The following is a 13,782-nucleotide window of genomic DNA, read 5'->3' on the forward strand; positions in this document are numbered from 1 at the left end:
GCCGCCGGGGGCCGGGGCCGTCGCGCCACCGGGACCGTCCAGGCTAGGCGGGGGCCGGCCGCGGGCCGGTCCGCCGGGCGGGGGACGGGCAGGGGGAACCCGCCGTCCCCCGCCCGGCGGACCGGGGGAGCCGCTCAGCGCGCGCGGCGCTCCTTCTCCGGGGCGAACGGGATCCCCGTCCGCAGCCCCCGGCAGCCCAGCACCAGCGACTCCCCGAGGAAGCTCACCCCCACCGTCAGCTGGGCCGGCCGCGCCTCCGGGTGCATGCCGGCCCGCGCGGCCAGGAAGCCGTAGGCCGCCATGACGGCCAGGGAGCCGGCCAGCACGAGGAAGGTGCGGCCGGTGTAGCGCTGCCAGAGCACCCCGTCCCGTTCGAAGATCCGCACGGTGGACGCGCGCAGCGCGCCGAGCCCGGCGCCGAGCAGGGCGCCCGGCACCACCCAGGCGTAGTCGGCCGCGGTCACCGTGTCCGCCTTGACCAGCGTGACGACGCCGATCGTCAGCAGGATCACCGGCGGGGCCGCCAGGTCCCGCGCGTTGAGCGGTTCTCCCCTCAGCCGCCGGACGACGACGATCACGACCACGACGGCGATGAGGGCGACGAGCGGCCAGCCGTGCACAGGACCTCCTATTTAGCGCAGTGATGCCAAAAAAAATGTAGCGCGACTGTGCTACCAAAACAACCGACCCCCGCGCGGCGCCCCGCCGGTCACGCCGTGTATGCATGGACGCACTCTCAGGCGAAGCCCCTCGCACGCCCGGACGGAAGGAAGAGCCGCGATGACGGTCGGCGACATCCGTGACGACAGACGCACCGAGGCGACGTGGTCCGTCCCCCTGCTCGTCCTCGCACCCGCCCTGCTCATCCGGATCATGTCCGACCGCTCGGCACCCTGGCTCGCCGCGGCCTGGACGGTCTGGGGGCTGGCCGCCGCGCTGACGGTGGCGGGCTGGGTGAGCGTGGTCCGCGGCGGCATACGGCGGGCCTCGGACTGGGTGACGTGTCTGCTGTTGCACGTGGTTCTGGCGGTGCAGGCCGTGTCGTTGTCCCTCTGACGCGCCCTTCCGGTCCGGCCGTTCGTCCCGCGGGCCGCTGGCATAGAGTCGGGGACATGGTTGCAGGAGACGAGGGCCCCGTACGCGTCGACAGCTGGATCTGGTCGGTACGGCTCACCAAGACCCGCTCGCTGGCCGCCACGGCCTGCCGGGCCGGACACGTCAAGATCAACGGGGAGCGCGCCAAGCCCGCCCAGCCGCTGAAGACCGGTGACGAGGTACGGCTCTTCCACGCCGGACGGGAGCGGATCGTCGTCGTCTCCCGGCTGGTGCGCAAGCGGGTCGGTGCCCCGGCGGCCGCCGAGTGCTACATCGACAACAGCCCGCCGGCGCCGCCACGCGAGGTGATCGCCGCAATGGGCGTGCGGGACCGCGGCGCGGGGCGGCCGACGAAGCGGGAGCGTCGCGAGATGGAGCAGCTGCGGGGCCGGCCTTAGGGGCGCCCCGGTCCCTCCCCCAAAGGGGGCACCCCCATTCACCGTTTCTTGCGGGGGCGAGCCCCCGCACGCCCGAAACCGCGCTCCGCGCGGTTGTCCTCAAACGCCGGACGGGCTGAAAGTGCCACCTCAGGCACCACCCAGCCCGTCCGGCAGGAAACGGTGAATGGGGGTGCCCCCTCTGAGGGACCGGGGCACCCGCCCGCCGCAGGCGACTACCCCCGCCTTCCGGCCCGCTTCCGCGCCGGCCCGAGCGACGCCGCCAACGCCAGCCCCGCGAACGGCAGGAGCGCCACCACGGCCCACCGGGCCCCCGCCTCCCCGGCGAGGTGGAGGGTCAGAGTGACCAGGGCGATACCGAGGGCCGTGCCCAGCCCCCGGGCCATGTTGATCAGGCCGCCGCCGGTGCCGGCGGAGTGCGTGGGGAGCGCCGCCATCACCGTCGCGTTGTTGGCCGGCGTGTAGACGCCCAGTCCCAGGCCGAGCAGTGCCAGCAGCGGGACCAGGGGGAACGCGGTCAGCGGCAGGACGGCCAACACCGCCAGCGCCGTGAGGCAGACGAGCGCGCCCAGTACACAGCGCGCCCGGTCCGACAGCCCGGCCGGCAGGACGCGCTCCGCGCAGGTCGCGGCCAGGGCGAAGCCCGCGGGGAGGGCGGTCAGCACCAGGCCGGCCAGGAGTTCCGACGCCCCCTCGGCCGTGAGGGCCGCGGGCACCAGCACCAGCGGTCCGAACAGCACCAGGTAGTCGCACAGCGCCCCCGCGAGCCCCGCCGCGACCGTCCGCGAGCGCAGCAGCGCCGGGTCGAGCAGCGGCCGGGGCCGGGAGCGCGAGCGCGACAGGAAGGCCCAGCCGGCGACCACCGACAGGACCAGCAGCACGGCCACCGACCAGCCGGGGAACGGCAGTCCGGAGGCGGCGGACAGGCCCAGCAGCAGCGCGGTCGTGGAGGCGGCCAGCAGCACCGGGCCCAGCGGGTCGAAGCCGCCGGACGGGGCGCGGCCGCGGGTCCGGGGCAGCAGGTACCGCCCGGCCACCAGCGCGACGACGCCCACCGGCACGTTCACCGCGAACACCCAGCGCCAGCCGACCGCCGACACCAGCGCCCCGCCGATCGTCGGCCCCAGGGCCAGCCCCAGCGCCTGGGCCGCCGCCTGCACACCCAGCGCCGCCCGCAGCCGGCCGCGCGGCGCGCTGGTGGTCACCAGGGCCACGCTGTTCGCCTGCATCATCGCCGCCCCCACGGCCTGCGCCACCCGCGCCCCGACCAGCACGGCCAGCGAGGGCGCCAGCCCGCAGCCTGCCGAGGCCACGGTGAACAGCGCGAACCCGTGCAGGTAGAACAGCTTGCGGCCGTGGACGTCGGCCAGCCGCCCCACCGGCACCAGCAGCGCCACCAACGTCAGCAAGTAGGCGAGCGACACCCACTCCACGGCGGCCGTCGAGGCGTGGAACTCGGCGCTCAGGCCGCGGTACGTGAGGGTGACCACGCTCGCGTCCAACTGCCCCATGAAGGCGCCGAAACACACCGTCGCCACCGCCAGCCGCCAGGCCCCTGGCCGCTCCCGTATCCGCCGCGGCCTCGGCCGTTCCTCGGACAGCACCGCCGGGAGCCGCCGCCGCTGCGGCACCCGCGGGGCGGGACGACCGTCCATGCCTGTTCCTCCTCCGCGCCGCGCCGGCCCTCCCGGGCGCGGTGTCCGACCACCTCCGACGCTAGCGCCGCTCCCGTCCCCGCCGCGAACGGGGGTTCGGCGGGCGCCTGTCGGACGTACGGCCGCTCGCCTGTCGGACGTACGGCCTCCGGAACACGCCGCTCCGGCCGCGGCCGTCACCGGACCCCCGCCTGGCTCGTTGAGCGGGCGGGCGGGTACGGGTCGCCGATGACCGCCCGCCGGCGACGGCACGGCAGGAAGGGCGGGCGATGCGCGACCCCCGCGGCAACCGCGAACCCCGCGGGGGCAGGAACGGGCACCGGGGAACCGACGGCCGGGCGAGACCCGCCCGGCACCCGGGCAGGCCCGCCCGCAGCCCGGGCCACGCCGCCCGGATCGGCGTCTGCCTGGCCTCGGCCGCCGTCCTCGCGGTCGCCGGCACCGGCTGGCTCGCCGGCCACTGGATCGGCGACGGCCTGACCACCTCCCGGGCGCTCGACGCCCTGCGCGAGAAGGCGCCGCGCAAGCTCGACGACTCCGTCAACGTCCTGCTGATCGGCCTCGACAGCCGCAAGGACATGAACGGCCGCGACCTGCCCCGGCAGTTCGTCCAGGACGAACTGCACGCCGGCTCCAGCGCCATCGGCGGCTACAACACCAACACCCTGATCCTGATGCACATCCCGGCCGGCGGCGGCCGCGTCACCGCGTTCTCCATCCCCCGCGACGACTACGTCACGGTCGCCGGCGGACGCGGCGAGCACAAGATCAAGGAGGCGTACGGGATCGCCAAGGCCGAGGCCGAGGACCGGCTGGCCGCCGAGGGTGTCAGGGGCGCCGAGCTGGAGCACCGCAGCCGCGAGGCGGGCCGGGAGACGACCCTCGCGACGGTCCAGGACTTCCTCGGGGTCCCCATCGACCACTTCGCCGAGGTCAACCTGCTCGGCTTCTACGACATCGCCAAGGTGCTGCAGCCGATCCCGGTGTGCCTGCGCCACGCCGTCCACGACCACTACTCCGGCGCGGACTTCCCGGCCGGGCGCCAGGAGCTCGACGCCCGCCAGTCCCTCGCCTTCGTCCGGCAGCGGCACGGCCTGGTCAACGGCGACCTCGACCGCACCCACCGGCAGCAGGCGTTCCTCTCCTCCGTGATGCACAAGCTCACCTCCCAGGGCGCCTGGGGGGACCTGGACAAGCTCGAAGGGCTCCTCGACGTCGTCAAGAAGGACGTCGTCCTCGACGACCAGTGGGACCTCCTCGACTTCGCCCAGCAGGTCCCCAATCTCACCGGCGGCAACGCCGAGTTCCACACCCTGCCCATCGCCGGGTTCGCCAGCCGCAAGGGGGAGGCCGTCAACCTCGTCGACCCCGAGCGGATCCGCGGCATCGTCCGAGCCATGACCGACCACCGGCGGCCCCCCGAGCCCGCCCCCTCCGCCGCTCCCGCCCCCACCCTCCCGGCCGACGCGTCCTCGACCACCGTCGAGGTGCGCAACGCCTCCGGGGTGCCGGGCGCCGCGGCCGCCGAGTCCCGGGCCCTGGCCGCCCTCGGCTACACCCCCGGGCGGATCGCCAACGCCCCCGGCGCCACCGCCACCACCGTCACCCACGGCGACGGCGCGGACGCCGCCGCCCGCCACATCGCCGCCCGCCTCGGCACCGACCCGCTCCGCGACTCCGCGGTCCCCGCCCGGCACGTCGTCGTCACCCTCGGCACCGCCCCCCGCACCCCGCGGCCGGAGGGCGACACCTCCGCCCGGCCGCTCCTCCAGGACGCGAACGGCCGGATGCCGGACGACGCGTTCCACGGCCCGTCCGTGCGGATGGGCGGCGTCACCTGCGTCGACTGACGGAGAGAACGCGGAACGCGACGACCGCGGGGCCGCCCTCGCGGGCCCCGCGGTCGTCAGGGGGTTGTCGCCGGACGTGCCGGAGGTACCGGCCGTATCGGCTACCGGTGCCGCGGCGGCATATGCATCATGCAGTCGCGCACCATGTCCAGGTGCTTGGCGACGATGGGCCGCGCCTTCTTGGCCGCCTCCCGGACCGTCGCGTCCTTGCCGCGCGCCGCCTCGGCGTCCAGCAGGTCCAGCGTCTGGACGTGCGCGGTGTCCTGGGCCCGCAGCCAGAGGTTGTCGTAGGCGCGGGTGCGCGCCTTCTTCCGGATCTCCTTCAGCTCCTGCTCCTGCTTCGGGGTGACCGAGCGGGGCAGCGCCACCTTCAGCTTGCGGCCGAGCTCCTCGACCCCCCTGTCCAGCAGCGTGTGGTCGCGGACCAGCACCTTCCCGGTCTCCCGCACGCACATCGACACGGCGTTCTTCTGCGCGTCGCCGCCGGCGGCGATCTCGGCCATGTTGCCCTGGTGCACCGCGCCGAGGAAGGCGTCGTCGAGGGCGTCCGTGGCGAGGGCCGTACCGGCCGGCCCCATGGCGAGGGTGAGGACCGCCAGCGCCGTCGTGGCCCGGTGTCGCATACGCATCGTTCGCTGCTCCGTTCGTCGTCGGCCCGCGGCACACCGCGCGCGCGGGCCCGTCCGGCCGAGGGCCGCCCGTCGCGGCCCCTCACGGAGCTGAACAATGCACCCGGCACAGGGCCGTTGACCTGCCGGACGCCGTCCGTCCCGCCATTTGGCGGCGTTCTTTTCGGGCGATCGGGGGTATGGGGGTCCGGCCCGCCGGGCCGGGGGCGGTCGGCCGGGTCGGGGGCGGTCAGCCGAAGAGGCCCGTCACCAGGCCGGTCAGGGTGCCGATGAGACCGGTCGTCAGGTTGGCGAGGACGCCCAGCAGCTTGGTGACCAGCGACAGCAGGCCGCCGGTGTCCCCGGCGCCGTCGGCGGCGCGCGGGGCGAGCTCGTCCCGTACCCGCTGGGCGTCCGCCACGATCCGGGCGACGGCGGCCCGGTCCGGGGCGGCCGCCGCGGCCTGCTCCCGCAGTCCCGTGCGGGCCGCGATCAGCACGTCGAGCCGTTCCCGTACCGCGTCGCAGGCCCGGCGCTGCTCGGCCGACGGGCTCCGCACGGCCCCGCACGCGGCGGCGGCCTCGGCGGCGCGCTGCCCGATGGCGTCCTGGTCCAGCACCCGCAGGGCGTCCGCCGCGACCCGGCGCAGCGCGTCAGGACCGCCGGCGGCCCCCGCCTCGGCGACCGGCAGCGGCGCCGTGGACAGCGCGACGGCGCCGGGCGCCGGACTGCCGGACGGCACGGGCGCGCCCGCGGGGACGGCGACGGTGGGCGGGGCGTCGGCGAGGGCGGGGACGGCGGCGAGGGCTGCGCACAGGGCCGCCGCCGTGAGAAGACCGGTTCTGCGGAGGGCGTCCATCGGGTGCTCCTTCGGAGAGGGGATCCTGGCGCCACCCTGCGACCGGTCCCGGAGGGCCGCAAACGGAGAGATGGGTGCGATGGTGTGTCAGCTGATGGCCCGTCGGTTCTTTGGCCGACGCCCCATCAGGTGTCGGTCGGTCAGCTGACATCTCGTGAGTTCGTCGGCCCGCTCTGGGCTGAACGGGGCACTTGTCCCATGACGAGCTGTCAGTGACGGGGGGCGCTGTCGGGGAGGAACCTGGGGGTCCGCGTCGGAGGGTCGAAGTAGGAGGAGTCGGTCGTGCCGGTGAGGACGCCGAGGAGGAAGTCGGCGGCCGGGACGCCGTAGTGCTCCCACTCCGGGCCCCGGCCCTCGTTGAGGATCACCGTCCAGTCGTGCGGCGCGGTGCCGGGCCGGAGGAGCCAGTAGAGGAAGTGGCCGTTGCCCTCCACGTAGGCGAAGGGCAGGACGGCACTGCCCGCCGCCCGCAGCTCGGCCGGCCGGGGCTCGCCCTGCTCCCACAGGTCGGCGAGGATCTCGGCGCGCTCCGCGGACTGGGCGACGAGGTCGTTGTGCGGCTCTTCCTGCCCAGGGGCCAGGAGCCGGATCTCCTGGTCGCGGCAGTCGTCCGGGAACGCGAAGAAGCCGCCTCCGTAGAGGTCGACGAGCTGCCGGTAGTCGGCGGGGAGAGCGCTGCCCAGCCGTGCCTCGACCCCTGACCAATCGTGCGGGCGCGGTGGGGCGGGGGGCGGGACGAGCCGGGCGAGGCGGGCGACGGCGGGGAGCACGGGTCCTCCGGATGGATGTGACGGGTGGCGGACGGACGGACGGGCGGGAGGGGAGGGCCGGTGCGGGGGCGGGCGGGGGCAGTGCCTTACGGGTTTGAGGGCGTCCCGCGCCGGTCCCGTTCGGTCCGGGTGGGGTTCCCCGCGGCCCGTCGGTTCCGGTCACCGTCCGGCCGGCGGTGGTCACGGTCGTCGTCCGGTCGGTGGCGGCCGGGCGGGGCCCGCCGATCACGGCCACTGACGGCTGAGGGCGGGGGCAGAGAGCGGGCCGGCGGCCCCCGTCGCCGTCCGGCCGGTCACGGTCACGGCGCACGCCGGCGCTCGCCGGCATCGGCCAATCGCACGGCCGGGACCGTCACGGCTGCCGGCGTCCGTCATCGTGCCTCCGCCTCAAGCCAGGCCAGGACCGCCCGGACGCGGCGGTGGCCGCCGTCCGCCGTGGGGAGGCCGAGCTTGGTGAAGATGTTGCCGATGTGCTTGTTGACCGAGGTCTCGGCGATGAACAGCCGCTCCCCGATGGCCGCGTTGCCGTGCCCCTCGGCCATCAGCGCCAGCACCTCCCGCTCCCGGGGACTCAGCGCCGCCAGCGGGTCGGCCCGGGTGCTCCGCACCATCAGCTGCGAGATCACCTCCGGGTCCATCGCCGCCTGGCCGGCCGCGACCCGGTCCAGCGCGTCCAGGAACTCGTCCACCCGGCCGATCCGGTCCTTGAGCAGGTAGCCGACGCCGCCAGCGCCGGCGGCGAGCAGCCGTGAGGCGTACGCCTGTTCCACGTACTGCGAGAGGACGAGCACCGGCAGGCCGGGGATCCGCTCCCGGGCCGCGACGGCGGCGCGCAGCCCCTCGTCGCGGAAGCCGGGCGGCAGCCGGACGTCCAGGACGGCGACGTCCGGGCGGTGGTGCAGCAGCGCGGGCAGCAGCGCCTCGCCGTCCTCGACGGACGCGCACACCTCGTGGCCGGCGCCGGTCAGCAGGAGGGAAATCCCCTCCCGCAGCAGGACGTTGTCCTCGGCGATCAGGATCCGCACGGCAGCTCCACTTGCAGCAGGGTCGGCCCGCCGGGCGGGCTGGACAGTTCGGTGACGCCGTCGAGGGCGGCGACGCGGCGCCGGATGCCGCGCAGCCCGGTGCCCGGGCCCTCCGCCGCGCCGCCCCGGCCGTCGTCCCGGACGCTCACGCGGATCGCGCGCGGGGTGACGGCCAGCCGTACGGCGGCGCGGGCGGCCCCGCTGTGCCGGGCGACGTTGGTGAGGGCCTCGGCGAGCACGAAGTAGGCGGCGGCCTCGACGGCCGCCGGCGCCCGGGTGCCCGGGGGTACGGTCTCGACGTCGAGGTCCGTGGGCACCGGGCAGGCCGCGGCCAGTCCGCGGGCCGCCTCGGCCAGGCCGTGGTCGTCGAGGACGGGCGGGTGGATGGCCCGTACGGTCGCCCGCAGCGACGTCAGCGTCTGCTCCGCCAACCGCTGGGTGGCGTCGACCAGTTCGGGCAGTGCCTCCGGCCGTCCTTCCAGGGCGCGGCGGATCAGACCCAGCCGCAGGGAGACCGCGACCAGGCCCGCCTGTGCTCCGTCGTGCAAGTCCCGCTCGATGCGGCGGAGTTCGGCGGCGTGCGCGTCCAGGGCCTCGGCCCGGGAGACGGTCAGTTCCTCGACCCGGCGGGCCAGTGACGCCCGGCCGCGCCGCGGCCCGAGCAGCGCGCGGGTCATCCCGGCGTGGCCCCGGGCCAGCACCGGCAGCAACAGGCCGGCGAGGCCCGCGTACACCGGGGCGAGGGCGACGGCGGCCAGCGCCGCCGGCCAGGAGGTGATCTCCCACACCGCGAACTCCGCGCGGGGCACGGCCCACCACCACAGCGGCGTCGTCAGCCAGCTCAGCACGCCGCCGCACAGGCCCAGCGCGAGCGCGCCGACGGCCGTCCCGGTGAGCGCGTGCAGGAGCAGCCAGCCGAGGCCGGACCAGGTCGCGCGGTCCGCCAGGAGGGCCCGCGGCCGGGTGGGCGTCCCGCCGGCCGACGGGATGCCGGCGCCCAGCCAGGCCGCCGCCCGCCGGCGGTGGACGTCGGCGAACCGGCGCGTCCCGCGCAGTATTGAGGGCAGGACGAACAGCCCGGGCCCGGCCAGACTCAGGGCGCCGACGGCGAGCAACGGGCCGCAGCAGACCAGGGCGAGCAGGCCCGTCGCCCCGGCGGAGAGCGTGTAGCGGAGGGACGCGGTGAGGCGGCGGACGAACGCCCGCCAGGCTTCCCGGTCCTCCCGGTCCTCCCGGTCCTTCCGGTCCTTCCGGTCCTCCCGGCCGGGTGTCCGGAACCGCCCTCGTACCGCCGCGCCCACAGGCCCCCGCTCCGTCGCGTCGTCCACACCGCTTTCTACGCACGCGTTCCGCGTACGGAAGAGGCGCGCGCCGAGAGCGCCGACGCCGCCCCCTCCGCCCGTCCGTACGCCATGTCGCGCCGCGCCGCGCCCTGCCGCGTACGCGGTCCGCAACGCTATCACCGGCGGAAACGCCTGCCGGGCGGGCGGGTTCGCGGTGTCCCGGGCCCCCGGCGGGCGGCCGCGGACGGGCAGGGGGCACCCCGCCCGTCCGCGATCGGGTTCCGCGATCGGGTTCCGCGATCGGGTTCCGCGATCGGGTTCCGCGATCGGGTTCCGTGGCCGGCTCCGTGGCCCCGGCCCTGGAACCCGCCCTCACACTCCGCCGGAGCGGCCCGCGCCCGCGCCCGTCCCCGGGCGGCGCAGCGCGAAGGCTCGGGCCGGGTTGCGGGTGAACACCCGGTCGACGAACTCCTCCCCGAACTCCCGCGCCAGCCGCGGCCGGAGCACCCGCAGCAGGTACGGCATGCCCGGGCCCCCGTCGACCGACCGGGCGGCGGCCGTCGTGGTGTCGCCGCCGAGGAGCAGCTGCCCCGCGTGCCCGGCGTCGGCCAGGGCGGCGAGCTGGTCGAACAGCCGCCAGTCGGTGGCGTGATGGGCGCGCGAGGGCCCGTCGAAGGCCAGGAACGCGCCCGCGCGGGCGGCCTCCCGCTGGACGCGGAGGTCGGGGCAGCGGCCCAGATGGCCGAGGACGACGGCCGCGGGCGGCATGCCGAGCGTGCCGCAGAGCAGGTCGAGCACCTCCAGCGGCGCCGTGCCCAGCTCCAGGTGGACGGCCACGGGCGCGCCGGTCGCGTGGTGCGCCTCGGCCGCGGCGGTCATCGTGCGCCGGGCGTGCTCGTCGAGTCCGTGGAACCCGCCGGCGACCTTGACCAGCCCGGCGCGGACCGGGGCCGAGGTCAGATCGGCGATGAACCTGCCCGCCAGAGCGTCGAGTTCGGCGGGGGTCGGCGGGGGCGCGTAGTGCACCGCCTGGTGCATGCCGGTCGCCATCACGACGTGCACGCCCGCGGCGCGGGACGCCGCCACGACGTCGGCCGTCCGGCGCCCCATGCCGCGCGGCGTCCACTGCACCACCGTGTCGCCGCCCGCCGCGGCGAAGGCACGCAGTTCGGCCTCGGCCGCCGCCGGGTCGTCGAGCTCCTGGCCGGGAAGCAGGGGGCTCCGCAGGAAGAGGTGGTCGTGGGCGTCGACCGTGCCCAGCGTGTCCGCGGGGACGTCGCCGAGCACCGTCCGGACGACGGCGTTCACGCGGCACCCCCCGCCGCGGGCCGGGCGTTCGGGCCCTCGGCGGCCTCGGCGGCCTCGGCGGCCTCGGCGGCCTCGGCGGCCTCGGCGGCCTCGGCGGCCTCGGCGGCCTCGGCGGCCTCGGCGGCCGCCAGGGCCGGTGCGGCCGCGCGCAGCCCGGCCAGCGCCTTCGGCACCCCGATGTAGGGGGCCAGGTGGACGAAGACCTCGACGATCTCCTCCGCCGTCAGCCCCACCCGCAGGCCCGTGGTGACGTGCCCGGCGAGCTGCGGCTCGACGCCGCCCAGCGCGGCGAGCGCGGCCAGGTTGGCGATCTGCCGGTCGCGCAGGGACAGTCCGCCGCGCTGGTACGTGCCGCCGAAGAGGCTGGTGACGATCCAGTCGGCGAACCCGGGGGCCACCGCCTCCAGCGCGGGGAGCGTCGCCTCCCGCGTCCGTTCGTCCTGGAGCACTTCCAGCAGCCGGTAGCCCGCGGCACGGTCGAACGCCGCCCCCCGCGGCTCCGTACCGATGTCCTCCGTCATTCCGTTCCTCCCACCCCTGAGTACGTAACGGCTGAACCGTTACGTCATTGATCTTGATCAATGTAACGCATCAGCCGTTACGATCGGGGCATGCCCGCAGAAGAGCACCCGGCCTTCCGGTTCGACCTCGGCGCGACCTGGCTCGACTTCCTCGCGACCAAGGGGCGTACGTTCGGCGCCCGGCCGGTCGAACGCATCGCCACCGCCGAGCGGCTGGGGGAGTGGTTCGAGCGCGCGGAACTCATCCCCGTCCGGCCCCCTGAGTCGGCCGACGTGGCCCGGGCCCACGCCTTACGGGAGAACCTGCGGCTCCTCGCCCTGCCCGTCGTCGAGGGCGGCACCCCGCCCGCCGGCGCGGTCGAGGAGACCGTCCGCTTCCTCGCGGACCAGCCCGACCCCGTCCACCTCACCGTCGCCGGCCGACTGCGCCGCGAACCCCCGGCGGACGCCGGCGCCGCCCTCGCCCGGATCGCCCGCCAGGCCGTCGACCACCTCACCGGCCCGCAGCGCGGCACGCTCGCCGTCTGCCCGGAGCACGACTGCCGCGGCCTCTTCACCAACCCCTCCGGCCGCCGCCGCTGGTGCCCCGCACCGGCCTGCGCCAGCCGGGGCCGCGTCCGCGCCCTCCGCGAACGCCGCCGCGCGGAGACGTGAAGCGGGGACGTCGCAGGGATCGGGAGTGATCCACGTCGCGGCGGCCCCGCGCCCGGGCCTCTAAGGTCCGCCTATGGACAGACATTTGACGTTCGAGCGCCTGCACAACTTCCGCGACCTGGGCGGCTACCCCACCCGGGACGGAGCCGTGGTGCGCTGGGGCCGGCTCTACCGCTCCGACTCGCTCGGCAAGCTCGCCGGGGCGGACCTGGACCGCTTCCTGGAACTGGGTGTCGGCACCGTCATCGACCTCCGCTACCCCTGGGAGATCGACGCCGCCGGACGGGCGCCCGAGCACCCGTCCTACACCTGGCACAACCTCAGCGTCGAACACCGGCCCTACGACCAGGCCGCCCTCGGCCCGGACGTCGCCGCCGGCCCCTACCTCGCCGAGCGCTACCTGGAGGTCGCCCACGACGGAGCCGCCGAGCTGCGCCGCGCCCTCGACGTGATCGCCGAGCCGGGGGAGGGCGCGGTGGTCTTCCACTGCGCCTCAGGCAAGGACCGCACCGGACTGCTGGCCGCCCTCGTCCTGATCCTGCTGGGCGTCGAAGAGGCCGACGCCGTCGAGGACTTCACCCTCACCGCACGCGCCACCGAGCGGCTCGTCGCCGACTGGCGCGCCGGCCACCCGGGACGCGAACTCACCTGGCCCGGCTACGGCACGGCACCCGCCGACGTGATGCGCCTCTTCCTGGACGGCCTGGCCCGGCGGCACGGATCCGTGCACGCGTACTCCGCCGGGGTGCTCGGCGTGGACGACGCCCTGGTCACGGCCCTGCGGCGGCGGCTGCTCGAACCGGTGCCCGTGCGGTAGCCGGAGCGGAGGCGGAGCGGAGCCGTAGCCGGAGGGCGGGGCGGGGGGCGAGGCCCGTCCGGCTTCCTCACGGCCGCTTGTGCCCCCGGGCCCACCGCATCCCCCACCCGTACAACCGGTCGAGGTCCGACTGGAACCCGTACACGTATGTCGCCTCCCGGCGCACCGTCAGGTGTCCCTGCCGGTTCTCGATCAGCGCCACGGCGCAGGACCGGGCCTGCGGAACCCTTTCCCTCAGCTCGACGGCGAACTGGTGCCCGTCCGGCAGATAGAACGTGAGCACGCTGTCCACCCGGCCGAAGACGGGCGTGCAGTCGTAGTTGTAGACGAAGACCAGCATCCGCCGGAACTCGTCCCGCTTGTCCAGGTTGATGTACAGCGTCTCGCCCATCGGGCCGCCGAACCGACTGTCCGCGCTGAGCGAGATGTACGGCGGCCGGTACAGATCGCCGTGGAAGCCGCCCAGCGGCTGCACCACGCCCTTGGTGCCGTCGGTGAGTTCGTAGAGGCAGGCCAGGTCGAGGTCGGCGGAGACCACGGCCGGGCCGTGCACCTGCACCGACGCGCCGAGCGGGGCGAACAGGCCGCGCAGCAGCCCCGTGGGCCCGTCCCCGCTCGGGCCGGTGTGCATGCTCCAGGTGAGATTGACGCGGAGGGTGCCCCCGGTGGTGCCGTGGTGGGTGAGCCAGTCGGTGGGGTGGGCCTTGGAGAGGCGCTTGTGGTGCGGCGCGGCCCACTCGAAGGCGTGCCGTGCCTCCTCCCGGCGGAGTGCGCCGCCGCGCAGGTAGGCCCATAGGCTGCCGTCCTCCTCCGCGGGCGGCGCGGCTTTCCGGGCGGACGGGTCCTTGCCGTCCGGTGCGGGGCGGCGGAACCGGTGCGGACGTGGGCGCATGGCTGACGGACTCCCTCTCGGCCTCTCGACGACGCTCGGTGCGCGCC

15 protein-coding genes are annotated in these 13,782 nt (G+C 75.8%); 5 read left to right on the forward strand and 10 right to left on the reverse strand.

Features of this window, described 5'->3' with window-relative positions; all coding sequences use genetic code 11:
* Positions 1-134: 134 nt before the first annotated feature.
* Positions 135-620, reverse strand: a complete 486-nt coding sequence (locus K7I03_RS30995; RefSeq protein WP_185941029.1) for a DUF1453 family protein — start codon at positions 618-620, stop codon at positions 135-137.
* A 160-nt stretch (positions 621-780) separates the two neighbouring features.
* On the opposite strand from K7I03_RS30995, the gene K7I03_RS31000 reads away from it, so the two are divergent.
* Both K7I03_RS31000 and K7I03_RS31005 read left to right on the forward strand, forming a co-directional pair.
* Complete coding sequence (locus tag K7I03_RS31000; protein WP_185941030.1) at positions 781-1,056, forward strand: hypothetical protein; 276 nt, start codon at positions 781-783, stop codon at positions 1,054-1,056.
* A gap of 56 nt (positions 1,057-1,112) precedes the next feature.
* Positions 1,113-1,493 carry an RNA-binding S4 domain-containing protein gene (locus K7I03_RS31005; protein WP_185941031.1) on the forward strand — a complete coding sequence of 127 codons (381 nt, stop codon included), beginning with the start codon at positions 1,113-1,115 and terminating at the stop codon, positions 1,491-1,493.
* Between the two features lie 215 nt (positions 1,494-1,708).
* Here K7I03_RS31005 and K7I03_RS31010 read toward each other — a convergent pair whose 3' ends face one another.
* Positions 1,709-3,148, reverse strand: coding sequence for an MFS transporter (locus K7I03_RS31010; protein WP_185941091.1), 1,440 nt, complete (start codon positions 3,146-3,148; stop codon positions 1,709-1,711).
* Between the two features lie 269 nt (positions 3,149-3,417).
* Between K7I03_RS31010 and K7I03_RS31015 the strand changes: the two genes are divergently transcribed.
* Complete coding sequence (locus tag K7I03_RS31015; protein ID WP_185941090.1) at positions 3,418-4,998, forward strand: LCP family protein; 1,581 nt, start codon at positions 3,418-3,420, stop codon at positions 4,996-4,998.
* Between the two features lie 101 nt (positions 4,999-5,099).
* On the opposite strand, the gene K7I03_RS31020 is transcribed toward K7I03_RS31015, so the two are convergent.
* The 7 genes from K7I03_RS31020 to K7I03_RS31050 form a co-directional block, all read right to left on the reverse strand.
* Positions 5,100-5,627 carry a DUF4142 domain-containing protein gene (locus K7I03_RS31020; protein WP_185941089.1) on the reverse strand — a complete coding sequence of 176 codons (528 nt, stop codon included), beginning with the start codon at positions 5,625-5,627 and terminating at the stop codon, positions 5,100-5,102.
* 229 nt (positions 5,628-5,856) lie between these two features.
* Complete coding sequence (locus tag K7I03_RS31025; protein ID WP_185941088.1) at positions 5,857-6,465, reverse strand: hypothetical protein; 609 nt, start codon at positions 6,463-6,465, stop codon at positions 5,857-5,859.
* A 209-nt stretch (positions 6,466-6,674) separates the two neighbouring features.
* Entirely contained in the window at positions 6,675-7,235 is a 561-nt protein-coding gene (locus tag K7I03_RS31030; RefSeq protein ID WP_185941087.1) for an SMI1/KNR4 family protein, read from the reverse strand.
* Positions 7,236-7,606: 371 nt separating this feature from the next.
* Positions 7,607-8,260, reverse strand: a complete 654-nt coding sequence (locus K7I03_RS31035; protein ID WP_185941086.1) for a LuxR C-terminal-related transcriptional regulator — start codon at positions 8,258-8,260, stop codon at positions 7,607-7,609.
* On the reverse strand, positions 8,248-9,588 hold the full coding sequence (locus K7I03_RS31040; RefSeq protein ID WP_224347299.1) for a sensor histidine kinase: 1,341 nt from the start codon (positions 9,586-9,588) through the stop codon (positions 8,248-8,250). Before K7I03_RS31040 ends, K7I03_RS31035 begins: the two co-directional genes overlap by 13 nt.
* 327 nt (positions 9,589-9,915) lie before the next feature.
* Positions 9,916-10,851 (reverse strand): phosphotriesterase family protein, encoded by a 936-nt coding sequence (locus K7I03_RS31045; RefSeq protein ID WP_185941085.1) that lies wholly within the window; start codon positions 10,849-10,851, stop codon positions 9,916-9,918.
* The gene (locus K7I03_RS31050; protein ID WP_224347300.1) at positions 10,848-11,372 is read right to left on the reverse strand and encodes a carboxymuconolactone decarboxylase family protein; all 525 of its coding nucleotides are present in this window, start codon (positions 11,370-11,372) and stop codon (positions 10,848-10,850) included. Before K7I03_RS31050 ends, K7I03_RS31045 begins: the two co-directional genes overlap by 4 nt.
* Positions 11,373-11,462: 90 nt before the next feature.
* Between K7I03_RS31050 and K7I03_RS31055 the strand changes: the two genes are divergently transcribed.
* Both K7I03_RS31055 and K7I03_RS31060 read left to right on the forward strand, forming a co-directional pair.
* Positions 11,463-12,026: a CGNR zinc finger domain-containing protein gene (locus tag K7I03_RS31055; protein WP_185941084.1), complete on the forward strand. Its 564-nt coding sequence runs from the start codon at positions 11,463-11,465 to the stop codon at positions 12,024-12,026.
* Between the two features lie 73 nt (positions 12,027-12,099).
* Positions 12,100-12,843 carry a tyrosine-protein phosphatase gene (locus tag K7I03_RS31060; RefSeq protein WP_185941083.1) on the forward strand — a complete coding sequence of 248 codons (744 nt, stop codon included), beginning with the start codon at positions 12,100-12,102 and terminating at the stop codon, positions 12,841-12,843.
* A gap of 67 nt (positions 12,844-12,910) precedes the next feature.
* On the opposite strand, the gene K7I03_RS31065 is transcribed toward K7I03_RS31060, so the two are convergent.
* Positions 12,911-13,735: a Tellurium resistance gene (locus K7I03_RS31065; protein ID WP_185941082.1), complete on the reverse strand. Its 825-nt coding sequence runs from the start codon at positions 13,733-13,735 to the stop codon at positions 12,911-12,913.
* Positions 13,736-13,782 lie beyond the last annotated feature (47 nt).

The sequence above is a fragment of the Streptomyces mobaraensis genome, assembly GCF_020099395.1.
Classification (GTDB): Bacteria; Actinomycetota; Actinomycetes; order Streptomycetales; family Streptomycetaceae; genus Streptomyces.

Coding starts and splice junctions, on each gene's coding strand:
- K7I03_RS31020 (WP_185941089.1), bottom strand. CDS start 5,627: ATGCGTATGCGACACCGGGCCACGACGGCGCTGGCGGTCCTCACCCTC.
- K7I03_RS31005 (WP_185941031.1), top strand. CDS start 1,113: ATGGTTGCAGGAGACGAGGGCCCCGTACGCGTCGACAGCTGGATCTGG.
- K7I03_RS31000 (WP_185941030.1), top strand. CDS start 781: ATGACGGTCGGCGACATCCGTGACGACAGACGCACCGAGGCGACGTGG.
- K7I03_RS31065 (WP_185941082.1), bottom strand. CDS start 13,735: ATGCGCCCACGTCCGCACCGGTTCCGCCGCCCCGCACCGGACGGCAAG.
- K7I03_RS31050 (WP_224347300.1), bottom strand. CDS start 11,372: ATGACGGAGGACATCGGTACGGAGCCGCGGGGGGCGGCGTTCGACCGT.
- K7I03_RS31025 (WP_185941088.1), bottom strand. CDS start 6,465: ATGGACGCCCTCCGCAGAACCGGTCTTCTCACGGCGGCGGCCCTGTGC.
- K7I03_RS31015 (WP_185941090.1), top strand. CDS start 3,418: ATGCGCGACCCCCGCGGCAACCGCGAACCCCGCGGGGGCAGGAACGGG.
- K7I03_RS31055 (WP_185941084.1), top strand. CDS start 11,463: ATGCCCGCAGAAGAGCACCCGGCCTTCCGGTTCGACCTCGGCGCGACC.
- K7I03_RS31010 (WP_185941091.1), bottom strand. CDS start 3,148: ATGGACGGTCGTCCCGCCCCGCGGGTGCCGCAGCGGCGGCGGCTCCCG.
- K7I03_RS31060 (WP_185941083.1), top strand. CDS start 12,100: ATGGACAGACATTTGACGTTCGAGCGCCTGCACAACTTCCGCGACCTG.